The sequence below is a fragment of the Lactococcus sp. LG606 genome (assembly GCF_017309645.1).
Taxonomy (GTDB): Bacteria; Bacillota; Bacilli; order Lactobacillales; family Streptococcaceae; genus Lactococcus; species Lactococcus petauri.
The window spans coordinates 1,091,900-1,115,983 of the sequence record NZ_CP071301.1; the positions used below are offsets into that span (position 1 = coordinate 1,091,900).

Here is a 24,084-nt window from a genome sequence, read left to right on the forward strand (position 1 = left end):
CCTTGTATATACAGCTTGCATATTCTAACTTAACATGTTATCATTCTAATATAAGTTATATAGATAGGAGTATTTCTATTGATTCCAAAGTATGAACAAATCAAACAAGACTTATTATCTGAAATCAAAAATCATAAATTTATCCCTGGGGATAAATTTTATTCAGAAGCCGATATTAAACGAAAATATGAAGTAAGTTCTATCACTGCGGTGAAAGCCTTAAACCAATTAACAAGTGCAGGTTACCTCTACCGTGTTCAAGGAAAAGGTACCTACGTTTCTAAATCGAAAATTTCCCAAAATGTTAAATTCTCAGATATCGAATTGCATTCTCAAGATCACGAAACTGTCAAAGTTCTGTCAATAAAAGAGGAAAGTGAACCTTCAATCTTAAAAGAGCTTGGACTTAGTCCAGACCAAAGTTATTATAAGATTGTTCGGGTACGTTATTTTGATGGAACCCCCTTTCTCTTACACTTTACACACCTTCCAAAAACTTTAGTCAAGGAGCCTGTATCAGATCATTTAGAAGACTATTCGAGTGTCTATGAGCGAGTGAACAAAGACTTTGGTATCGATCTTTATTCCATGTCCTCTGTTGAAACAAATGAAATTATTTTTCCAGATGAAAGTGAGTTGCTCAATGCGCTCAACTTAAGCTTCCGCGAACCTGTGGTCAAGCAGGTTAAACACACCTATCTTGTAGATAAGAGTGTTGCTGAATATATCGTCAGCTACAAACATTGGAAATACTTCAAAACAAAAATAGAAGTGGATGCCGAATAGCATCCACTTTTACTTTGTTTTATTTTTACTTTAGAGTATCAAATACTGGCTGACTTGAAAAGTTTAAGCTGGTAATTTCTACAGCTTCTGTTTCAAAGACAAGAATTTCATTCTCTCCTTCATGAAGAAAGTCCTTCGGACAATATAAACTGTACACAGGCCCTTGGTTCCAATAACGACCAAGATTCTTACCATTCACAATGATAACACCTTTGCCATAGTTCGAGCAATCGATGAAAGTATCTGCCACCTTATCCAAGCTCATATTAAAGCGATAAAAAGAAGGCTGTGCTGGATTTTTACCTGCACTAAAGTCAATTCCACTTAACTGCTCCGCAGAGAAATCTAAAGGATATTGTGTATAACCTTGGTGAAAATGTATGTCATGCATCATGCCACCACGTATACCTTTTTGCTGACTTGGATGATTAAACTTAAAACCATAATTGACACGACCTAAGTTCTCTACCAAACAGTCCACTTGAATCTCTTCTTGATTTTCCGCTACATCCAGCAATATTTCTTGCCCAATTTCTTCTTGGTATTGTGTGTGTTTATGTTGACCATCAAGATAGATTTGGAGACGGTCGCTAGCTTCAACAATCTTAAGTTTAGTCTCTTTACCATAATTTTTTAAGACAGTAGAATAAAGCATATAACCATAGCCTGTACCTGCTGCTTCTAAAGTGAGAGGATAAGCGGTTGTTAAAGCCTTCATCATGTTATCTTTAGTCTTAAATAAAGACACACTCTCTGAAACTTTAAAAGAACCAAGATTTGCAATTTTTTTGACACGGGGCTGCGCTTGCCAAACATCTGGGCACACTTCTTTGATCGCTTTTTGAACAGCATAATATTTGGCGGTAGGCTCTCCTGCCTCTGTGAGCAAGGCATCATAATCATAGCTAGTAATTTGCGGTAAATTTCCCGTGTCACGCGCAGAGCAACCATTATAAAAGCCAAAATTGGTCCCACCGTGGAACATATAAAGATTAAGCGAACCAAGCTTCAGCATGGCTTTAACTTCATCTGCTAAATCTTGCGGATCACGCTTAATAATCGGTTCTCCCCAACGATTGAACCAACCATCCCAATATTCCATACACATAAGCGGCCATTTTTTACCATGTTCTTTCATAAATCCTGCGAGCACTGCTGCGTTTTCTTTCGAACGGCTTCCGAAGTTTCCTGTAACCAAAACATTATCTTCGATCAAAGAACCCGCATCAAGCGCTGCTTGCCAAGTACCATCTGAAGTAAACAAGGGTACATTAACCCCATATTTTTTCATAAGTGCCATCGTTTGGCGAAGATAATCCTTCTCCATCCCATAAGAACCATATTCGTTTTCAACTTGCATCATGATAACAGGACCACCTGCAGTGATTTGTAAAGGTGAAAGATATGGAAGTAATACCTTAAAATAGTTTTCCACCTTGGTCATAAAGCGTGAGTCTGTGGAACGAAGACGCATTTCTGATTCCTTCAGCAACCAGGCTGGAAGTCCGCCAAATTCCCATTCGGCACAGATATAAACTGAAGGTCGTAAAATAACCATGAGCCCTAAACTTTCAGCCAATTTAACGAAAGCACGAATATCTTTCATGCCTTCAAAATCAAATACTCCTTCTTCAGGCTCATGAATATTCCAAGGAATATAAGTTTCTACAGTATTTGCACCAAGTGCTTTCAGGTTATAAAGACTGTCTTCCCACTGACTTTGGGGAATTCTAAAGTAATGAATAGCACCACTTATTATTTTAACTGGCTTATTATCCAGCATAAATTCTTCTTTTATTTGAAATGTTTTCACTACTTCTCCTTACCAATATCGGTTCCATTTGTCATTCGCTAAGCGCATGAGCGCTTCAAAATAGAAATAATCGCCCCAGAGGTTAGGTTCATCAATACCTTTGCCTTCTGCAAAAGCATATACCCCATGTTGCAACAAGCCTTCATTTCCATCTGCTGCCTCAGTATAAAATTCTCCCAACTGATAAATGAGTCCCTTAGCCATACCCTCTGCTTCTGGATAAGCTTTTTGCTGTGCAGCTTCTAAGAAGCCACACGCTGCAATAGCTGCTGCTGAACTGTCTTTAGCAGATGGTTCTGCATCTGTATAATCAAAATCCCAATATGGAATAAGATCCTGAGGCAAATGCTTCAAGAAAACTTCTACCACAGAAGGGTATACCTCAGGAAAAATAGCGGAATGAATATAACTTTCATTAAGCGGAATTCCTAAAATAGCCCATGCCTGCCCACGTGCCCAAGTTGACGTATCGCTATGTCCTTGATGTGTAGCTCCATATGCTGGTTGTCCTGTTTCGATATCAAAATAATAAGTATGATAAGTACTTGCATTGTCACGGAAAACTGTTTTGAGCAAAGTCGCATAATGCTTCAGCGCTACTTCTTTGTAAATTGCTTTGCCAGAATATTCTGTTGCTGCAAAGAGTAAGGGAAGATTGATGAATGAATCAATAATGACACGATATTCTTTAGGATCGCCATACTTGCCCCAAGCTTGAATAAAATTACCTTTTTCTTGAAAACGGTGAAGCAAGACATCCGCAGCTTGAAGTAAAGTCGCTTTATAAGTTTCATTTCCGGTTAACTTATAAGCCGCCCCCGCTGACAGACTATATAGAAACCCGATATCATGATGATCTAACACAAAATGATCGTCTAATCTCTTTTGGAAACTTTCCATGTTGGCTTCGACACGATGTAAGAATTTTGCATTCCCTGTATATTCATAAGCCAAAGCTATCATTCCTGTCCAAAATCCATTGGTCCAGTCGTCATTTCCCTTGATACGATATTTCCCATCTGTAGCACAAGCCGAAGGAAAACCATCACCAAAACGCTCCATGTTTCTTTCAATTTTTACAATTATTTTCTTTATTTGATTGTCCAGCCAAGCTTGGTCGATATTCTGACCGAGCTGAATTAATTTTTTCTTATTCGTATTCATAACTTAACCCCTCTTAATATATTAACATGTTATATTATAACTTTTACTTGACAAAATAGCAAGAAATTTTTGATGGTCCAAGAAAAAACTACAGCCGAGATATTTATTACCTAAAAATTTATTATCCCTCAATAGTGCGCAAGTAAGCGTTATCTTAATAAGTTGACAATCTTCTTAACATACTATATACTTACTCATAGATAATATAACATGTTAAATTATACTGCTTATCATAAAGAAAAGGAGCGACTAAAAGTAAATATTGAAAAGATTTAGATTAACTGTTCTAAGTCTCTTTTATTGTACTTTAAAACAAGCATTGGGAATATAAATAAATACACGGAGAATATGAAATGACAAAAAAACTATTTTATTTTATTGCTTTCTTACTTGTGAGCATTTCGGTAAATTTCACATTCAGTCAACGAGCTACAGCGGAGAGCTATACTTCTGATTTCAGTAATCAGCTTGGGACTTGGAAAGATTTGGTTGGCCAAGCAGATAAAAGAATCTCTCAAGGACAGCTGAATATAGCTAATCAAAAGCTAAGTACAGGTTATGAGAGTATTTCGCTTAATACAGATGCAGGAAACCGTAGTTCTGGTGATGTTCAAATAACTTTTGTATACAAGGGACAAACAAATTTTGGACTTGTCTTTCGTGCTGGCGCAGGAAACACCAAAAATTATCAGTCCTTTGCTTATATGAGTAACGGAAACTGGCAGCTTGGTCAGCCAGGAGGCAAATGGATAACAGATATCCATAGTCAAAGTCTTGAGATCGGACAGACCTATAAGCTACTTCTACGTTATCAGGGCACGAGTGTTAAAGCTTACCTTAACGCCAAGATAATCTATGATAATCCCCATGTTACTTACAGCGATGGGTCAACCATCGATGGGGACTGGACCGGAGCCACAGGTTTACGTCTTTTTGGTAATCTGAGTCAGCTGTCGCTCTTATCACTGAAAGCTGGCGAAGTGAACAGTATCCCTGAAGTTTTAGATACGCAGCAATTTATAAGCTTACGTGACAAGTGGAAGCAACAACTAATCACTGAAAATTATGATTCTAACAATGCTCCACTTGTCAAATATATGAATAATTTGTCCAAGAATGCTCAAAACCTTTACCAAAGTATGAATCGTAGCCCTGATCGAAAAGAGCTGTGGCCTTTGAAAGCTGGGGACACACCTTCTGCAAATCTGACGACCCAATTCTCTAATCTCTACCTTCTCTCACAGGCTTATGGCACTAAGGGGACAGATTACTATCTTAATTCCGAACTGCTCGCTGATATTCAGTCTGGACTTGATTTTATGGTAAGTCAAAAGGGCTACAATGGTCAGAAATACTATGGCAATTGGTGGGATTGGCAGGTTGGTATTCCTCAAAAATTTATTGGTAGCTTAATGATCCTTGGTGATAAGCTACCATCAGATAAAATACAAGAGTATAGCAAGGCAATCCAGTCCTATGTTCCCAATCCTTATCAGCAACTCTATACGAAATCACAGGATGTATTTGTTGATCTGGCTTTCATTCCTAATTTTTCAACCACTGGAGCAAATCAAATAGAACAGACTTGGCCTTATCTGTGCTTGGTTTAGGAATTTTACAAGAAAATGAAAGTAAGATCGAGCTGGCATCAAACAGTATTAAAGAAGTTTTTCAAACAGTAACCAAGGGAGACGGCTTTTATCCTGATGGCTCTTTTATTCAGCACAATAACATCCCTTATACCGGTTCTTACGGCAATGTTCTTGTGAAAGGTGTCGGACAAATCCTCGCTACCACCAAAGGTTCAAGCTTTGAAATGGACAGTCAAACTGTTTCAAACTTTGTCTCTACTGTTGAACAATCATTTATCCCTCTCATCTATCAAGGAACGATGCTTCCAGGTGTCAATGGACGCTCAATCTCACGCGCTCCGAAAGATACACAGGTCGGCTACGGTTCAACCACGATGTATAATTTGCTTATCGTTGCTAACTTAGTATCCGAAGAAAGTCAAAAGAAGCTGCAAGAAGCAGTGAAATACTGGATGCAAACCAATCCTGATTATTATCTCAATAACACGAGGGACTATAATGACTTACAGCTGACACTTTCTTTAATGGCAAATACTGCAATCACTGGAGATATGCTCCCCTTTACGGGAACAAAAGTCTTCGCCTCAATGGATCGTTTTGTTCAAAGTAATCCAAATTACATGACAAGCCTGAGTCTATACTCCAACCTCACCTCTTCTTTTGAAGCAGGAAATGGTGAAAATAAACGTGGCTGGCATACAGCTGATGGCATGTTTTATCTCTATAATAACGACGGTGTCCAATTTGGTAATAGTTACTGGCCAACGGTTGATCCTTATCGTTTACCTGGGACAACCGTAGATACTGTAGCGCTTCAAGATGAAAACTCATCCTTTACTACCGTAACTTCTCCCGAAACATGGGTCGGTGGAGCAGCTGCAGAAAATCAAGCCGTTATGGGTATGGCGCTTAATAAGCAAGGCACTAAAAACAACGGTACCGTCCTTCCCATGAATCTTCGTGCTAAAAAATCATGGTTTGTTCTTGAAGACCAGACCATTGCCTTAGGTGCGGGAATTAGTGGTGACACAACTGCTTCCATCGAAACGGTCGTGGACAACCGTCTTCTTAATGACGCATATCACTATCAAGTGATTTCAAATAAGGGGAATATCACTGATGCTTCTGAAGAAAGTAAAAAAGATTGGCTCCTCTTGCAGTCTGACTATCAAAATGCTTCGATTGGTTATTACTTTCCAACTTCTTTAGACGTCACTGTGCAAAGTGAAAAAAGAACAGGAACTTACGCCGCTATCAATAGTGCCTTTCCAAGTGACAAAACTTATAGTGGCGAATATCGCAAATTCCTGATAAACCACGGGCAGCATCCTCAAAATGCAAACTATGCTTATGTTATTCTTCCTGAAGCAACGCAAGAAAAGATTAAACATTATACCCAAGATAATACTCTTAAAATTCTTGCAAACACCGAAAGTATCCAAGCTGTGCAAATGGAAACCGCTGGCTATTTAGGAATTAATTTCTGGGCTACCACAGGAGGAAGCATAGCAGACATCACTACAGACAAGCCGATTACCTTGTTAAAACAAACCAAGCAAACCCAAACCACATACACAATCGTAAATCCCACGCAAACCAATGAAACTGCTCATATCCAATTGCCAAAAGATTTCAAGCATATCCTTTCGATGAGTGACGGCGTAAGTTTTGATGAAGCTACAAACACTCTAAGCATTGACTTTTCGGGCAGTGCGGGGAGTGCTAAACAAATTGTTGTGGAGTGATTTTCTTTATTTAATAGGTGCTCTCTTCCTTAATTTATATAACTCCCAATCCTAATCTACCTTCAAATAAAAAAGCATCAGAAATTTCTGATGTCTTTTTATTTTATATTACTTTTTTTCCTTATTTTTTAACATAAATTTTCTTACAAATACGAAAATCAATGTGAGGATAATGAAAAACAAACCAACTAGAGCTGTCTTTGTAACTTTTTCTCCAGCATTTGGCAAATGCTTCGAATCTCTCTTCGTATCTTCATTTGAAGTTGAGTTTGTTATCTCTGATGAAGATCCTGTTGTAGTTGAGGACTCTGTCGTTGGGGGTTCCGTGGTTGTTGGAGGTTCTGTGGTTGTTGGGGGTTCTGTGGTTGTTGGGGGTTCTGTGGTTGTTCCAATAAATGTATTCTTTATTGTGAAATTATTTCCATTTTGAGTAACTGTACTTTGAAACTCATCTGGTACTTTTATTTCTTCAACTTGGTAAGTAAAGTCATCACCATTATTATTATACAGCGGTAAGTCAACATTTTGAGCATTAACCTCTAAAGTTTTATATTCTTGCTTAAAGCCTTCTTCCTTTGTGAGTTTAATGATATCACTTGATGTCCATGTCTCAGAAGTTACCTGTTGACGTGTAACAATAAATTCTATAGAATCAGGTGTTTGATTTTTATCTATATTTTCCCAAACTTTTTCAACATCTAAAGAAATCTTTGGTGCTTTTATTGATGGTATCGGAAAATCTAATTCCTCGCCTGATTTGTTAGGATCTAAAGTCGTTCTCCCGTTACACAGATACCAGCTATCTCCCTTAAAATCAGAATTTTCGGTATCAATACGTACCTGATAGCTCAAAGTAATACGTTCATCGCTTCCAAGTGCAATTGAAGAAACTGAAATTGTTTGATTTGCTTCTGTAACTTTTATATCCTGAACCCTGTAGGAGGATACCTTCCCCCATCGGATCTGTAATCGTTCCATTAGGGATAGTTTTTAAAATATTATTTTGCAGGTTCTTAAAGACTTCTGCTAATCCTTCTAGATTTTCATCAATTGTATAATATCCTGAAGGATTAGAGGAAATATTTTTCGCTATATACTCTCCTCTTCCAGAAGGTGCTACGCCGACTGAATAACAAATTACCCCACTCTTTTTAAGCTTCATCACACTTCCCAAAGTGTCATCATTAATAACATTTTTACTCGCTACAATCCCATTTGTATCTGAACCAGCACTTGTGGTGTGGTACAAAGGTGAGTCCGTCTGAAAATCTTCATGATATGTTGAGGTATGGTAGCCATTATAGTCGATAAGTTCTCCATTATTAGGATACTCAACAGCATCTGGAGCAGGAATATAACTGCGGTTAGCACTTCCATCCCCGATATGAACCAACATATGCTCCGCATCTCCACGCCCATCTTCCGTAAACATACGTTCTGCTTCAATAAGTCCTTTTTGAGTAAAGGTTCCAGATTGACTCTTTGCTCCATTAACCAAGAAATCATCTAAATAGTTGACATCTGTGGAGAATGTTTGTGTGGAGTAAAGATTTCTATTATAACAAACCAATCCTACACGAACATGTCCTTCTTGCAAAACTTCAGCAATACTGGTTAAAAATTGATGCACTGCATTTTGTGTATTTTAGAGTTTTTCGCCAGACATTGTAGATGAAAAGTCGATAACTAAAACCAAATCTATATCACGTGGCGGATTAATATCATTTCCCTTCACATCAAGGGTGACATCAAATAAACCTTGTTTTTCAGCATTTTCCTTTACGCTTTTTTTAACGTAAGCTTTATTATCGTAATTAACATAACCTTCACTATCAAAAGAAACGCCTGCTACATTACCATAATCATAATTATGTGTATTACCATTTGTAACACCATCTTTAATATATTTTCCTTGTTGGTCGTTCATATAGGGGAAATCTATTGTCTCAGCCTTAGCCAAAACTGCCCCTCCTCCAACAAAAATTAAAATCAAAAATAGTAAAAATAATTTAAATATTCTCTTCAATTTTTCTCCCTTTATTACAACTACTACTTAAAAATTATTTTTTACAGCAAAATTTTAAATACTGTCCACCTTCTTTCATGCTGCTTTTTCAGTTTATTAAAAATATATAGTAGAGTCAAGGCACTTTTCTTGGCTTACTGTGGCACTTCCACTTTATAGACAAGAAAAAAGTGTTCTCACCTTTTTAATTTTCACAATAATAAAATATGCTTCAACACTTGATATATATGAGTTAAGATTAGTTTTTGAATTTTAAAAACCAACACAAAAAAATAAAATATAAAGAAAATATAATAAAAAAGAGCCCTTGGTAACCTCTTTTTTATATATAAAATCCATATTTATTTTTTACTGCTTAAACAAAAAAAGAGCACATAAGCTCCATACTTAGTGCTGCTACCGTCAGGTCCTGACACGCTTCGTAAGAAACTTATTGCTCCGAAATTTATTATAACATACTTCTTCTTGTTTTGACAAGCTTTGACTTTATCAAAAGAATTTTATCATTTACTTGAAAATTTCCGTCCCTTATAAACTTCCACAGCACGTTCATAATCTTCTTTCATGGTTGGAAATTGTTTCTTGATAGCATTTGCTCCAATAAAATAAAAGACAATCACCAAAATCAATACAAGGAAATTAATCAAAGAAAGAATAGCTACAAGCATACTTCCTTGCGGTTGCGCGATGAGAGTCATCACATAAAACATTGACAGTACATTGTAAAAATAATAAAGAATAGGTGCTACATGACAGATTTTAGGTGCGGAAGCCGTACATAACCAATATGGGTAATAATAGCAAACACAACAAGAATTACTCCTGCTGCATTGATCGTAAATCCAAGGAAAACAGCAATAAAAAGTACAATCAATCCAATAGGAATACTGATACTATTGAGCCAGGCGCGGTAAGGTGCTGTTTCTTCTTTGTAGCGCTGTTCGGGAGTTTTTTCGGCGACCATGGGTTGACCTCTTTTTTCTATTTTATCCTTTGTCTATGGTAACAAAAACTTACAGAAATTTCCTCTAAAAAAGAACAGTTACACCTGTTCTTTTTTTTCTTTATTTCTCTTTCTTCGATGTTGGAAAAAATCTTTCATGATATCGGCGCACTCAGTTTCTAAAATGCCACTTTCTACAGTGACACGATGATTGAGCCGTTTATCTTCCAAGATTTGATACAAACTTACCGCTGCTCCAAACTTGGGATTTGTTGCACCAAAGTATACTTGTGGAATACGGGCTAAACCAATGGCTCCAGCACACATAACACAAGGTTCAATAGTAACAAATAAAGCACAGTCTAATAAACGCCAGTTCCCCACAGCTTCATTAGCAGCCTCAATGGCGCAAATTTCTGCATGGTGAGTAGCACGGCCATCAAGTTCACGGCGGTTAAAGCCGCGGCCAATTACTTCACCATCGTGTACAATGACCACGCCGATGGGCACTTCTTCATTTTCTGCTGCCTTTTGGGCTTCAAGCAGTGCTTGCTGCATGAAATATTCTTTTTCTTGCTGACTAAACTCCATTATACCGTCCATTTCATATGGGGTTGAGCCAAGTCAACCGGTATATTTCCTGCTGCTTCTTGCGCTTCCTCACGTAATACTTGTAAATCACCAACTTGTGGCAGATGTGTGAGGATTAGTTTTTTCACATTGGCTTGTGCTGCAATTTCTCCTGCTTCTACACTGGACAAGTGGTTAGGCATTTTGGCCTTATCCTTGAAGAAATAAACGTCAGCCAGCAAGATATCCGCATCTTTGGAAAAATCAACAAGTTCTGCAAAATAGCCCGTATCTCCTGTATAAATTAAGACCTGTCCTGTCGCTCTCTCAACAATACGCATCGCGTAGCAAATAACAGGATGCACTGTTTTTAAGAACTGAATATCAAAGGGGCCGACAGATGTGCCCTTTTCGACATCATAAGCAATTCCCTCACTGACATTTTCCAAAGATAATTTTGAAAATTCGTATTCATTTTCCTGATGACCATAAATAGGCAACATCTCTGGTTTCACTGTTTGTAGCTGACGATATTGACGTAAAGCGCCCAAGTCTGCTATGTGGTCTTCGTGGTAGTGGCTCAAGATGATTGCATCCAAATCATTGGGTGAAAGCTCATGCTCAAGTTCCGTCACGGCACGTGATCCAGCATCCAATAAAAGATTAAATCCCTCTTCACTTTGTAATAAATAAGAAGTTGTTCCTGCATCCCGTGTGGGGTAACCGCCCCATACACCAAGTGCTGTTAATTTCATATTGTCTCCTCTCTTTCAAACCTTAACATAAAGTAAACGATAATTAAAAATGTGCTGGATACAAGCAAAGTCCAGTTGCCAAAGATATCGGCACTATAAGTACCTAAAATAGTCCCTATGAAGAAGGCGCTGACCAGACTAGCGAAGACACGGAAGTTTTGTAAGTAGCGTTGTTCGTGTGTCAGTGCGTAATTCGTTAAGTTGACCATGGTTGATTTCAAATTTCCGGTCATCATGATACTTCCGTAAGGAAGTCCTCTTGTTTTACTGAAAGTATCGTGCTGAATGGCCATGAAGAATGATAAAAAGCCAACAAAAATGGAAACGGGTAATTTTAAAACCGTAGCATAGAGTAAGGTAAATACGGTCACGCCTGTCCACTGTAACAAAAGCAGATAAACCGTATCTGGCTTGTTCTTCTTTCTTAAGTAATAAGAATAAATGTTTTTAAAAATTACCCCACAAGAAAAGAAGAGAACAGGAATGATAAAATCTGCTACACGTACAAAATCTCCTTTGGCTAAATAAACCGCTGCCTGTATCATGTTCCCCGTTTGCATTCCGATGAAGCGCCCATCAAAATGGAAAAAGGAAAAAGCATCCATAAATCCAGCGTTCATCGCTAAGAGCGAGGCTACTCTTAGTTTTTCTCTCATTTCAGTATTCATATTCTTATTATAGCATTCTAAAATCCTTTTGGCACAGTTATGTTTCGCTGATTTCCTATAGGCCACTTTTGCCCCTTTGAGCTGCATCAAAAAGAATTTTAAACGTAAATGATTTTTAAACAAAATACGCTGTCAAACTCTTTTGACACCTCCTTTTTTTGAAAATATAAAAAAATCGGCTTATAATGAAAGAGCATACATATCTAAAAAATGTCGAATTTTTAATAAAGATTTAAAAATATTAAGGAGAGCTTATGAAAGTTTCAATATTTTCCACTTGTGTGATGGACCTTATGTTTCCACAAGTTGGAATTGCAATGGTTGAAGTCCTCGAACGTTTGGGAATTGAAACAGACCTAGCTGAACAACAAATTTGTTGTGGACAACCTACTTATAACTCAGGATTAGCTAAGGAATCCATGCCTACCATCAAAAACCAGATTGATGCTTTTGAATCTTCTGATTATGTGGTTGGTATAGCCGGTTCTTGTTCAGGGATGTTCACTGAGTATCCACATATGTTCGATGAAGGTGATCCTTATAAACAAAAAGCAATTGATTTAGCAAATAAATCCTATGAATTCACTCAATTTCTTTATCGAGTATTAGGACTTGAAGATCTTGGTGCCACATTTAATGGCGAGAAGGCAACTTACCATCGTTCTTGTCACATGACCCGCATTTTAGGTGAACGAGAAGCTCCTTTTATCCTATTAGATAAGGTCAAGGGACTTGAGCTTCTTCCGCTGCCTCATTTAGAAAATTGTTGCGGTTTTGGTGGAACGTTCTCCGTTAAATCTCCTGAAATCTCTGAAATGATGGTTGCTGAAAAAACAAGGGATATCTTATCAACGGGTGCCGAAATCTTAATTTCTGCTGATTTAGGTTGTTTAATGAATATCGGTGGAAAATTGAATCGTGATGGCAAAAAGGTTAAAGTCATGCATATTGCTGAAATTTTAAACACAAATGTTGATTTAGAAAGAATAGATGCAATCAAAAATCCAGCATTTATAAAATAAAAAGGAGGAGAAAATGGGCCTTTCAACAAGTACAAAAACTTTCGCTGAACGTTTAGAAGAAAGTAAAAAAGATCAGTTTGCAAAAGCTGCGGTTGCACAAGCACAAGATGCTCAATGGGACAAACGAGAATCTGCACGTGATGAACTAGGAAATTGGCAAGAATGGCGTGATATTGCTGAATCAATCCGTCAACATACTTTAAAATATTTGCCACACTATTTAACTGAATTTTCGGATAATGTAGCCGCTCGTGGCGGACATGTCTTCTTTGCGGCTGATGCTAAGGAAGCTAATGAGTATGTGAAACGTATTATTCTTGAAAAAAATGCTAAAAAGATTGTCAAATCAAAATCAATGGTATCCACTGAAGTAGACATTGATCCTATGCTTGTCTCACTCGGCGATGATATGGAAATTTTGGAGACGGACTTGGCCGAATTTATATTACAAGTTGCTGACTGGGATGAGCCATCGCATATTGTTTTTCCAGCTTTACATAAAAATCGTGACCAGATTCGTGAAATTTTTGCTCAAAAACTTGGATATAAGGGAGATAATGACCCTGTTAATCTTGCACGCTGTGCGCGTGATACCATGCGTAAACTTTTCTTGAAGTCGGAAGTAGGCATCACTGGGTGTAACTTTGCCATCGCCAATACTGGCGACATTAATTTATCGACCAATGAAGGTAATGCTGATTTAACGATTTCTATTCCTAAAACACAGATTGTGTTAATGGGAATGGAACGTATCGTTCCCTCTATTAAAGAAGCTGAAATTTTGGACAATATGCTTGCGCGTTCAGCTGTTGGGCAAAAGTTAACAACTTATGTCACTTTCGCTGGTCAAAAAGCCGAGGACGAATCTGATGGGCCGGAGGATTTTCATGTTGTGATTATTGATAACGGCCGTTCAAATGCGATTGGAACTGCTTTTGAATCCGTCTTACAGTGTATCCGCTGCGGCGCTTGCTTAAATGTTTGCCCTGTCTATCGTCAAATTGGAGGTCATGCTTACGGCTCTATTTACCCTGGTCCGATCGGCTCGGTTCTCTCTCCTGTGCTAGGAGGTTATGAACAATATGGTGATTTACCATACACTTCCACCTTATGCGGGGCTTGTACGGAAACCTGTCCCGTAAAAATCCCTTTGCATGAACTTTTAATTGAACATCGTAAAGTCATGGAAGACGATTTGTCAATGCATCACGACGGTTCTTTTGTCAATTTTGAAATGAATGCGATTGGAAAAGGCACAAGTAGTCCCGCAATGTTTGGAATGGCAATGAAGATGGCCCATACTGGTCTCAATATGTTACCCAAAAATAAGGAAGTAAGCGTTGGAGGTTCTTTGTTTAAGTACGGCGCAGTTAGCAAAGCACCTGCTCTAGCCAAAGGTTGGACGGATGTTCGCGACTTACCTATAGCTCCTCCACACAAAGAACAGTTTCGTCACTGGTATAAAAAACATAAGGCAGGTAAATAAAAATGACAGGAACTATTGAAAATCGAACTCAATTTTTAGACATATTGTTAAAAAAACGTGGTGGTGTAGAACTGCCATTTGAACCATATACTCTCATTTCAGACCTTCCCCAAACACATTTGGCAGATTTAAGCACTGACGAATTACTCGAACTTGCCAAGGAACAAGCGCGTCGCGTTTCAGCGAACCTAGTGGAAACAACGTCGTCACAAATGAATGAAATAATACAAGGTTTAATTGAAAAATCTGGTGGTGGGCAGGTCATAGTTCCTTCAACAGATGAGCTAGAAAAGCTAGGGGTTAATATTATTTCGGATCAACTGGTCAAATGGAAAATTGGTAAAGAAAAACGGGAAGAAAATATTAATGCTGCTCAAAATTCAAATGTTGTTGTAGCCGTCCCTAAATTTTTCCTTGCCGAATCAGCCACAATTGTGGTGGAATCAGAAGCTGGTCAAGGGCGTTCTTTGCACTTTTTACCTACTCATTATATTTCTGTGATTCCCCTTAGCCGTATGGTTCCACGCTCTACACAAGCTGCAACTTGGCTGGATGAAAATAAAAAGCCTGGTTCAACACTGCATTTTATTTCGGGCCCATCAAATTCTGGTGATATTGAAATGCAGCTTGTAGTTGGGCTTCACGGTCCTTTGGAAATTAATTACGTTATCGTTAAAGATTTATAGGAGTTGATAAAAATACAAAAAAGCTTACTGACTGACTATGACACCAGTTAGTGAGCTTTTTTATTTCTTTTTATTTTCTCTGTTTTTATATGCGAGATACCCTTCAGGAACTATAATGATTGCTATTATTATTCCGGGTAGAGCACTGTATCTCCCCTGAACTAAATCATATAATACGAAAAGGATACAAACGACTAGAATTATTTGTTTTGTTAATTTAAAAATACTGCACCTTCCCCTCTATATACAATGTAACACCCTTGAAAAATTGCAGGACAAATTTCGCACATCACTCTGCTACTCCTACGATAATAGTTCTTTTGTCATTTTAGCACAATAATATGGAATAAAACATCATCTGCTAGATACAACTTCTTCTGATAGTGCAATGTCTTCCCAGGTACTGAGTTTAAATATAATTTACATCTTCTTTATGAATAAATTTTTTTGAAGTGGAGTATCAATAACTTTTGACTAAACTACTATTATTTTATGGAAAAAACTTATTTATTTGTTTGTAAAGATCGTATACAGTTATAAGTTGATTTTACAATTTAATTAACTTAAAATAAACTTAACTTAACTTGTTTTCATTAGATATTACGAAATTCCCCCTCTAATCTCTCAGATTAAAAATAGTTCCGTTAACATGTATAAGAGTTTGACTTTTTTCTTCAGATGACGAAAGAAAGAGAGAATATAACTACTTAGATCTATATACACGATTATTAACATAAAAAAACAAATGGAAAGATGGTGTGCAAAGTATAAAAATCCCAATATTTTTAACAATCAATGCACTATTAATTAGCGCTATTAACATTTACTGCTCCTTCTATTCAAAAAACAGTTTTGATGGGAACTCTAAGATTCCATTGAGCTCATTTTTACTTCCCTTCTTTTTAGGGACAGTGTTTTTTATGGTTATTATGCCTCTTATCTTCAATCATCCAAATTTTAAATATAATATCTTCTATTTAATCCTTTATTTAAATACTCATTTTTCGGATTAGGTTAGATCATCCTCTATTTTCTTCTTTTGGGCCGTTTTAATAATCTTACAATTCCTTTTTCTCGTCTGTCTAGAACTTCATATTAAATCCTTTAAAGAATTAAAGATATATGTAAACAATGAGAGAAAAAATCAAAAACGAGAAGAACAATTAAGGATAGAAAGTCAGGACAAGCAGGAATTAATGAAACTAAAAAAGAAGAGAGATAAAAAATTCAAATAAAGAAATTTACTTGAGTACTTCGAATCCCAAAAACATACATATATTATTAGTTATTATATGTATGTTTTTAATTTCCTAAAATTTCCCTCAATATCTTTTATATAAGGTATTTATTAATTCGTAACAATAAATATATTTTAGCTTTCGTAAAAACCAAAATATTATTGAAAAATATAATAGTCTTACACTTCCTAGTGAATTATATATATTTTTTACTACTTTTTCATACTAGTATATTTCCTTAAAGAATCATGCCAGGCTCATCCTCACGTTAATGTAGTTTGTTATAATATTAGTGAACACATTAGAAAGCGAGATATAATTTACAAATGGAAGAAGCTAGCACAGACTTAAATAAAGAATACTTACTGATTAAGAATGAAATTGATAGAAACATAGTTGATATTAGAACAAAAATATTACAATGTAATCCTCTTCAATTATTACATTATGCCTTTACTCAAAGAAATAGTATATCTATTTTATCTTCCATGACTTGGGAAAAAGATAATGACTCTACATTTTCCAGTATCGGTGATGCTGAAGATCTAGATGATATTGCTATCCAAAGACTTCCTGAATATATCCAAAGTGTCCTCGCTTCTAGTACTCCGCTCCCTTCATTTTCTAATATTAATAATGAATCACTTTTTGAAGAAATTTCATCAGACTTCTATCATATAATGGAATTAATATTTCGCTTTTACTATATTTGGAGCATGAATTTAGAAAATCTAAATCCTGATTTAACTTTTGATGAAAGAAAATTCTTAGTTGAAACCCAATTGTTATATTTAGTGAGAGGTAAACGCCATCAAATCCATGAAATCGAGTATTTAAAAGAACTACTTCTTCCACATGAAGACATTTTTCAAATATTATTTAAAATGTCTGTTGATGACATTACTGAAGGAATTAAAAATTTAGAATATTCACTGAATCAAGGTGGTATCGAGTCATTCAAAGAAATTATAGATATATTTGAAAAAAGGGAAGAGGGTACAGAAAATAAAGATTATTCTTCTAAGGTTGTGGATAATGCCTTTGGAGTTGGTCTAAAAAATGTCGCAAATGTTACACACTGGCCTATAAAATTCATTGAAGCACTTTCTTGGAATATTGGTGAGGATAAGAGCTTTTTTGATAATAAAGATTTTTCTGGCTGGCCTATTATTGATCTACCAACATCAAAACGCCCCTTTATTACTATTGATGATGTATCTTACTGCTTCGATTACTATTCTTTACTTGATAACTTCTACAGAGCATTACAAAAAATGATTAGAAGAATAGATAAAAATTACAATTGGTCTGATAATCAACAAATTGCAAGTGAGAATATGGTCGAAAAAATGTTTCAAAATATTTTACCAAATTGTACAACTTTCAAATCGAATTATTACTATCCTAACAATCAAAAAGATTATGCAGAAAATGATTTATTAGTATTATATGATGATACTTTATTTATAGTAGAAGTTAAGGCTGGATCATTTGTATATACAGCTCCAATGCTTGATTATAATGCCCATGTAAACTCATATCAAGCTCTCATAGAGAAAGCTGACCAACAATGCTCTAGATTCAAGAAATATTTAATGAAAAATAGCTCATCATTAATCTATGACTCTCATAAAAACATTAAATCTAGTATTAATATGAATAATTTTTCAAAGATTTATACTATAACAGTGACTATGGATAATATCAATAGTATTGCAACAAAAGCTGAAAAAATGTCTTTTTTAAATTTAGAAGGAGAGAGTGTTAGTTTGGCAATAGATGATTTAATGATTTATCGTGATTATTTTAACTCTCCATTAAAATTTTTACATTTCTTAAAAGAACGTGTCCTTGTTACAAAAGAGCCCAAATTCCAATTTAATGACGAAATGGAACATCTCGGATTATATAAAAATCATAATTGTTATCATCTAATAGCAAATGATATTCCTGATGATACGGTAGCAACTTTTAACCAGTATAGAATAGAAATTGACAATTACTTTAGTCAGCTTTACCATAAATCTTTGAATCCCCTTAAACCTGAACAGAGTATTCCTGACCTCATTAATCAAATACTAACGTATTTGGAAAAAAATGAAATAAGAAATAGGTCAGAATTTGCTAACTACTTATTAGACTTGTCTACTACTGCTAAAGAAGAATTTTGTACTCGAATTTATGCTTTAATTGAAAAACAGAAAAAATTGAAACGGGAATTGCTTTTAAAGTCAAATGAAAGAACTGACGGAGCACCAGGATATACTTGCTTTGTACATCAAAAATCTATTCCCTTAACTCTTTATAAAGATCGCAGAGATTCAACGTTAGCTTCGCTAGTTTGGAATGAAGAACATCGCCGGTATTTAATCGACATATTTTTCAATGAGGATAAGATATTTGAAAAGATAGAATTCATAAAATTTAATAAAAACTCTATTTTAGATGATGAATTATGTGGTCTTAAAAAAATTGGAGAAGACAGCGCTCGAAGACTGGTCCAAAGAGCAAAACAAATCAACAAAACTGTTGGCCGTAACGATTTATGTCCTTGTGGGACTGGCAAAAAATTTAAAAATTGTTGTCTCAAAAGAAAATTTATATAAATAGCACTAGTTTTATATGAATTCCTAACTCTATTGTTCCATAGAATTAGGAACATCTACTGTAGTTACATATTTAATATCCAAATTTAATATCCAAAGGAGAATAGTCTAACAAATTTTATAAAAAGTAATTATGATGATTTAAAAAAAGAGCAAGATATACTTATTTCGAAAAAAATTTCTCAGTTAACTAAAGCCGCATATAATGATTCTAAGCCAGAATATTGTTTGATTTGCGGAAACAATCAAAAAAGCTACTGTAACTCTCACTCAATACCCCAATTCTCCCTAAAACAACTTTCTAAAAATGGACAGTTAATTACTTCTCTTTCACTAGTAAAGAAAGAAATGCCCAATCTTAGAAAAGGGATTAAAAATGCTGGAGTTTTTCACACAATTTGTAATTCATGTGATCAAAATTTCTTTAAAGATTACGAAAATATTGAAAAAATAAAAAAGAAGCCAACTGATATAATGTTGGGAGAAATAGCAGTTAAAAACATACTTTTACAAATTAGCAAAAGGCTCATAGAAGCAAATCTTTACAGTAAACAATTAAAAAAGGTTAGTTCCTCAATTGTTTTAGATGAAAAAGCTTCTATTAGTAGGTTAGATTTAAGAGATTATTTGATAGAATTGGAATTTCAAAAAGACATTGTTTTAAATAATAAAACAAATGGTTATAACATTCTATTTTGGGATATTTTACCATATAAAATACCAATTGCTTGTCAAACTGGGCTAGCATTAGAGCATGATTATGAGGGCTTTCCAATAAATCATATCTATAATTTTTCTCCTGATATTAATATGCAATATATGCATATCATAGTTCTTCCTTTAGAAGAAACTTCTATTGTATTGGCATTCTACCATAAGAAAGATAAAGCATATAGTCAACTTCGTCATCAGTTAAATAGTATTACTAAAGAAAATGCTCTCAAATATATAAACTATTTGATTATTTCAGAATCAGAAAATTTTTATTTATCACCAGATCTAGATGATAAAATATTAAATGATCAAAAACTCATTTCATTAACTTCTGAAAATAGAGGACATCCTAATTTTGGACAAGCTACAATAACAGAATTAATAAATTATACTCGTATAAATATGAATGAGATTCCAAATTTTCTATCTTCTGAATTTGCCATTTAACAATATCTCTATTTTCATTTAAATCATTTATACATTGTATATATTCTTAATACATAATATAAACAATGTATGGTACAATACTATACGGCGCACCTTTCTGATGTAATCTAGCCTTAGAAAGGAGGTGAGTTTATGCTTAGCTTACTATTCGTATCACTAGTCGCTCCTATTGTGGTTGGGGTAATCCTTGAGCTGGTCAAGGATTGGTTGAAAAACCGACGATAAGCGCCATTTCCCACAAATCCCCCTTTGGCAGAGGGGGATTTTTTTGTAAATAAAAAAACCGAGAGTTTTTGGCAGTCTCTCGGTCTAAGTGGTGAGCAATGCTTACCTACTATTCGTTAACTTAATTATATCACTATAGGACTATTTGTCAATAGCATTTACTCTTTAAGCATAAGTTTACTGAATCTTCTTTTTTGCGTTGCAATGCTTATCCCAGTTTTTCGCTCAATCATTTTATAAGTCATCCCCTGCTTCTTCAGTTCAAAAGCAAAAGTAATTTGTTCTTCAGTAAACTTTTGAGGCCGTCCTTCTTTAAATGATGGGTCGTTATCTCTGGCATATTTTTTCCCCTCACCCGTACGATTGACAATCATATCTCGCTCAAATTGTGCAAATGCACTAAAAATCGTAAAGATAAGCTGACCTGTGGGAGTGTTATCAATAATACCCATATTTAGAATATGCACTTTTATATCATTCTGGAACAAATGCTGAATGATTTCTAACGCTTCACGAGTATTTCTTGCAAATCGATCCAATTTCGTCACAATAAGCATATCATCTTTTTGAAGTTGATTGAGCAGCTTTTGAAATTCTGGTCTCTCAGTTGTAGTTCCAGTAAATTTTTCTTGATAAATTTTTTCTGCCCCTGCAGCTTTTAAATTTTCAATTTGACTTTCTAATTTTTGATCAGTTGTACTCACTCGAGCGTATCCAAATTTCATAATTCTCCCTTCACTTATAACCCTTAGTTATGAGCTGCTAAAATGTCTTTATTTATAGTATACACAAAAAGAGCTCAAAACTGTAAGTTATGACTAGTAAAAACCATAAAAAAATTAGAAACTAGAAATTAGTTAATTAATATGATAATTTTATAGAGACATAAAAACAATATACGGTCGGTATTCCGTAGCACTTTTTGTGTAAGTAACCTTCCCTCGGGTTGTCCATTGTCAATTTTTAAATGGAGGGCTTATCATGACTTTAACTATTTATTTCGATAGTGGTTTTTGGTATGGGTTAGTTGAGTATGAAAATATAGCTGGTGATTATAGAGCATTTAAATATTGTTTTGGGCAGCAAGCTACCACATTGTAATACAAAGCACTTCGTTCTTGTATTACAATGTGGCTTGAAAAGGGGGAAGTTTCACTTTCCCCTTTTATCCCCTTTGGATTGTGTCGATTTGCTTAAAGCAAACGCCACCTACCCATTTTATAAAAGGCAGATTGTAAAATTAAACCGAACACCTTGCATAAAAAAACTGCAGAGACTTTAATGGTAATTGACTAAAATCAACCATAAAGGATCTGCAGCTTATGTCTTCTAGTTTATCAGCTCACGAACGTTCTGTCATTGAAACAATGATCAAACTTAATCATTCAACTCGAGAAATAGCCCGTTTCTTAAAGCGTTCTCCTGCAACTATTACCTACGAGTTAAATCGAATTAAACCATACAATGCACAACAGGCTCATCATTTAGCCCAGTGTAATCGGCACAAACACGGTCGCCATCCGACCCTAACACCTGAAATATCAGCTTTTTTGAACCATCACATTGGTATCTTGAAGTGGTCACCAGAAACGGCTGCTCATGTATTGGGTATTGCTTTCAAGACCATCTACAACTGGATTCATCATGGTTTGCTTAAAATTAAGTTATCAGATTTACCTGATAAAGGTATTCGACGTAAACGTCAATCTGACGGCCGTAGACGTGTTTTTGCTCATGGCCGTTCAATTGAAAAACGACCAAAAGCTGTCCAATTAAGACAAGAATTTGGTCATTTTGAAGTTGATACGATGCAATCTGGTAAAACACGTGGCGATGTTTTAGTGACCATCACAGAACGATTGAGTCGACAACATATCATGAGACATGTCAGTGGGCGCAATAGTCAGGCAGTGACACCAGCTATTATTAGGTTTTTCAAGGGTATAAAAAATGCTAAATCAATTACAGTTGATCACGGTCGAGAGTTTGCAAAATATGATGAAATAGAAGAACAGCTAGGCATACCGATGTATTTTGCACACCCATATTCACCAGAAGAACGTGGTAGTAATGAAGTGCTAAATCGATATGTCCGTCGTTTTATCCCAAAAGAACGCAAAATTGAAACCATCAGTCAGAAAGAATTAGATCAAATTAATCATTGGATTAATGCCAGGCCAATGAAAACGCTCAACTGGCAATCACCACGAAAAGTCTTTCAGAAACATGCGGTGTTCGGATGATTCTTGCAATCTGCCAAAAATAAAATAGGCAAAAGATCTTTCTTTTTGTCATACAAAAAGAAGAAAAAAAGAGACGATTTTCGTCTTCCGAAATCGTCCCTCTTTTTTCTAAAACCATGGATGAACGAACAAAAAATCTCTCGTATTTTGTTTGTTCATTCACTAAAAATATGCGAACAGTATGGCTTCATTCAATCCTGTTCTTACAAGTCAAACGCAAAAATGGGTTCTGTTGCAAAGTTTCAATACTGAGTACAAAAGTCCCATTCTGATACTTTGACTATGCTGGTATACCCATCAAAACTTTAATTTCAGTAGATGCCGAAAAGCCGAAGAGCGTTCCATTTCTTCGGTTCTTTTTGTATATGCCTCTCAATGCTTCTATGCCCTTAATCGTAGTTGATGCAGTACGAAGACTTTGATAAAGTTTATTTCGACGTTTAACAGGTCTATGATCTTGCTCAATTAAGTTATTGAGATACTTGACTGTCCGGTGCTCAGTTTCGCTGTATAGCCCCTGCTTTTGTAACTTCCTAAAAGCACTAGCAATTGATGGTGCTTTATCTGTCACGATAACTTTCGGTTCCCCAAACTGCTTGTATAGTCGTTTAAAGAAAGCATAAGCAGACTGAGTATTTCTCTTTCGTCTTAGCCAAATATCCAGTGTCATGCCTTCTGAGTCGATTGCACGATAGAGATAATGCCACTTCCCTTTAATTTTAATATAAGTTTCGTCCATTTTCCACGAATAAAAGGACTGTCTATTTTTCTTTTTCCAGATTTGATAGATCAGCTTACCATATTCTTGAACCCAACGGTAAATTGTTGTGTGAGAAACGTTAATGCCACGATCATATAACATCTCTTGAACATCACGATAACTCAAATTATAGCGAAGATAATACCCAACAGAGATAATAATCACGTCTTTTTGGAATTGTTTGCCCTTAAAATGATTCATCTATTGTCCTCGCATTCTTTTTTATTACATTTTACAATAAATCAGGTGTTATGGGGAACTTTGCAACAGAACCCAATCGGCAATTGACGAAACTGCAAAATATCCTGTAAAGGATACGGATTTTATGACCGATGATGAAGAAAAGAATTTGAAACGTTTGTCTGATTTGGAGGAAGGTTTACACCGTAAAAGGTTAATCTCCTATGGTGGTTTGTTAAAAGAAATACATAAAAAATTAAACCTTGATGACACAGAAGAAGGCGATTTGATTCATACAGATGATGACGAAAAAGCCGATGAAGATGGATTTTCTATTATTGCAATGTGGAATTGGGAACGGAAAAATTATTTTATTAAAGAGTAGTTCAACAAACGGGCCATATTGTTGTATAAG

The 24,084-nt window shown here is 35.6% G+C and carries 20 protein-coding genes, 1 other RNA gene and 2 pseudogenes; 11 read left to right on the forward strand and 12 right to left on the reverse strand.

Annotated features, from left to right (window positions below; translation table 11 throughout):
- The first annotated feature begins 78 nt into the window (after window positions 1-78).
- Window positions 79-786, forward strand: a complete 708-nt coding sequence (locus J0J35_RS05315) for a GntR family transcriptional regulator (RefSeq protein WP_117518118.1) — start codon at window positions 79-81, stop codon at window positions 784-786.
- 25 nt (window positions 787-811) lie between these two features.
- Here the strand turns inward: J0J35_RS05315 and J0J35_RS05320 are convergent, their stop codons facing one another.
- A complete protein-coding gene (locus J0J35_RS05320; RefSeq protein WP_206915969.1) occupies window positions 812-2,599 on the reverse strand; it encodes a beta-galactosidase family protein in 1,788 nt (595 codons plus the stop codon).
- Between the two features lie 9 nt (window positions 2,600-2,608).
- A complete protein-coding gene (locus J0J35_RS05325) occupies window positions 2,609-3,763 on the reverse strand; it encodes a glycoside hydrolase family 88 protein (protein ID WP_117518122.1) in 1,155 nt (384 codons plus the stop codon).
- Window positions 3,764-4,116: 353 nt separating this feature from the next.
- Here J0J35_RS05325 and J0J35_RS11795 point away from each other — a divergent pair.
- A pseudogene (locus tag J0J35_RS11795) lies at window positions 4,117-7,100 on the forward strand (polysaccharide lyase 8 family protein).
- A 108-nt stretch (window positions 7,101-7,208) separates the two neighbouring features.
- On the opposite strand, the gene J0J35_RS11625 reads toward J0J35_RS11795, so the two are convergent.
- From J0J35_RS11625 to J0J35_RS05360, 8 genes and pseudogenes are all read right to left on the reverse strand, one after another.
- Window positions 7,209-8,078: a Cna B-type domain-containing protein gene (locus J0J35_RS11625; protein ID WP_242533998.1), complete on the reverse strand. Its 870-nt coding sequence runs from the start codon at window positions 8,076-8,078 to the stop codon at window positions 7,209-7,211.
- Window positions 7,963-8,730 (reverse strand): hypothetical protein, encoded by a 768-nt coding sequence (locus J0J35_RS11630; RefSeq protein WP_242533999.1) that lies wholly within the window; start codon window positions 8,728-8,730, stop codon window positions 7,963-7,965. The genes J0J35_RS11625 and J0J35_RS11630 overlap by 116 nt, the downstream gene beginning before the upstream one ends.
- Window positions 8,731-8,745: 15 nt before the next feature.
- Window positions 8,746-9,126 carry a hypothetical protein gene (locus J0J35_RS11635; protein ID WP_242534000.1) on the reverse strand — a complete coding sequence of 127 codons (381 nt, stop codon included), beginning with the start codon at window positions 9,124-9,126 and terminating at the stop codon, window positions 8,746-8,748.
- A 351-nt stretch (window positions 9,127-9,477) separates the two neighbouring features.
- Window positions 9,478-9,576: signal recognition particle sRNA small type (gene ffs / locus J0J35_RS05340), an RNA gene on the reverse strand.
- Window positions 9,577-9,629: 53 nt separating this feature from the next.
- Window positions 9,630-10,090 (reverse strand): annotated as a pseudogene (locus tag J0J35_RS05345) (hypothetical protein).
- Window positions 10,091-10,168: 78 nt separating this feature from the next.
- The gene (tadA, locus tag J0J35_RS05350; RefSeq protein ID WP_086583383.1) at window positions 10,169-10,660 is read right to left on the reverse strand and encodes a tRNA adenosine(34) deaminase TadA; all 492 of its coding nucleotides are present in this window, start codon (window positions 10,658-10,660) and stop codon (window positions 10,169-10,171) included.
- Window positions 10,660-11,394 carry an MBL fold metallo-hydrolase gene (locus tag J0J35_RS05355; protein ID WP_206915970.1) on the reverse strand — a complete coding sequence of 245 codons (735 nt, stop codon included), beginning with the start codon at window positions 11,392-11,394 and terminating at the stop codon, window positions 10,660-10,662. The genes tadA and J0J35_RS05355 overlap by 1 nt, the downstream gene beginning before the upstream one ends.
- Window positions 11,391-12,062 carry a YoaK family protein gene (locus J0J35_RS05360; RefSeq protein ID WP_206915972.1) on the reverse strand — a complete coding sequence of 224 codons (672 nt, stop codon included), beginning with the start codon at window positions 12,060-12,062 and terminating at the stop codon, window positions 11,391-11,393. The genes J0J35_RS05355 and J0J35_RS05360 overlap by 4 nt, the downstream gene beginning before the upstream one ends.
- A 254-nt stretch (window positions 12,063-12,316) precedes the next feature.
- On the opposite strand from J0J35_RS05360, the gene J0J35_RS05365 reads away from it, so the two are divergent.
- The 6 genes from J0J35_RS05365 (at window position 12,317) to J0J35_RS05390 (ending at window position 20,486) form a co-directional block, all read left to right on the forward strand.
- Window positions 12,317-13,084 (forward strand): (Fe-S)-binding protein, encoded by a 768-nt coding sequence (locus J0J35_RS05365; RefSeq protein ID WP_206915975.1) that lies wholly within the window; start codon window positions 12,317-12,319, stop codon window positions 13,082-13,084.
- Window positions 13,085-13,097: 13 nt separating this feature from the next.
- Complete coding sequence (locus J0J35_RS05370) at window positions 13,098-14,570, forward strand: LutB/LldF family L-lactate oxidation iron-sulfur protein (RefSeq protein ID WP_206915976.1); 1,473 nt, start codon at window positions 13,098-13,100, stop codon at window positions 14,568-14,570.
- A gap of 2 nt (window positions 14,571-14,572) precedes the next feature.
- Window positions 14,573-15,256, forward strand: coding sequence for a lactate utilization protein C (locus J0J35_RS05375; protein ID WP_206915978.1), 684 nt, complete (start codon window positions 14,573-14,575; stop codon window positions 15,254-15,256).
- 1,564 nt (window positions 15,257-16,820) lie between these two features.
- On the forward strand, window positions 16,821-19,100 hold the full coding sequence (locus tag J0J35_RS05380; RefSeq protein WP_206915980.1) for a YecA family protein: 2,280 nt from the start codon (window positions 16,821-16,823) through the stop codon (window positions 19,098-19,100).
- Window positions 19,101-19,448: 348 nt separating this feature from the next.
- Entirely contained in the window at window positions 19,449-20,261 is an 813-nt protein-coding gene (locus tag J0J35_RS05385; protein ID WP_206915982.1) for a hypothetical protein, read from the forward strand.
- 132 nt (window positions 20,262-20,393) lie between these two features.
- A complete protein-coding gene (locus J0J35_RS05390; protein ID WP_206915984.1) occupies window positions 20,394-20,486 on the forward strand; it encodes a type I toxin-antitoxin system Fst family toxin in 93 nt (30 codons plus the stop codon).
- A 158-nt stretch (window positions 20,487-20,644) separates the two neighbouring features.
- On the opposite strand, the gene J0J35_RS05395 is transcribed toward J0J35_RS05390, so the two are convergent.
- Window positions 20,645-21,211: a recombinase family protein gene (locus J0J35_RS05395; RefSeq protein WP_206915995.1), complete on the reverse strand. Its 567-nt coding sequence runs from the start codon at window positions 21,209-21,211 to the stop codon at window positions 20,645-20,647.
- A 256-nt stretch (window positions 21,212-21,467) separates the two neighbouring features.
- Between J0J35_RS05395 and J0J35_RS05400 the strand changes: the two genes are divergently transcribed.
- Window positions 21,468-21,587 carry a DUF2992 family protein gene (locus J0J35_RS05400; protein WP_206915998.1) on the forward strand — a complete coding sequence of 40 codons (120 nt, stop codon included), beginning with the start codon at window positions 21,468-21,470 and terminating at the stop codon, window positions 21,585-21,587.
- Window positions 21,588-21,808: 221 nt separating this feature from the next.
- The gene (locus J0J35_RS05405; protein WP_012268558.1) at window positions 21,809-22,729 is read left to right on the forward strand and encodes an IS30 family transposase; all 921 of its coding nucleotides are present in this window, start codon (window positions 21,809-21,811) and stop codon (window positions 22,727-22,729) included.
- A 280-nt stretch (window positions 22,730-23,009) separates the two neighbouring features.
- On the opposite strand, the gene J0J35_RS05410 is transcribed toward J0J35_RS05405, so the two are convergent.
- On the reverse strand, window positions 23,010-23,690 hold the full coding sequence (locus J0J35_RS05410; protein ID WP_003106709.1) for an IS6-like element ISTeha2 family transposase: 681 nt from the start codon (window positions 23,688-23,690) through the stop codon (window positions 23,010-23,012).
- Window positions 23,691-23,814: 124 nt separating this feature from the next.
- Here J0J35_RS05410 and J0J35_RS05415 point away from each other — a divergent pair, with 124 nt between their 5' ends.
- Window positions 23,815-24,054, forward strand: coding sequence for a protein rep (locus tag J0J35_RS05415; protein ID WP_010725612.1), 240 nt, complete (start codon window positions 23,815-23,817; stop codon window positions 24,052-24,054).
- The last annotated feature ends 30 nt before the right edge of the window (window positions 24,055-24,084 follow it).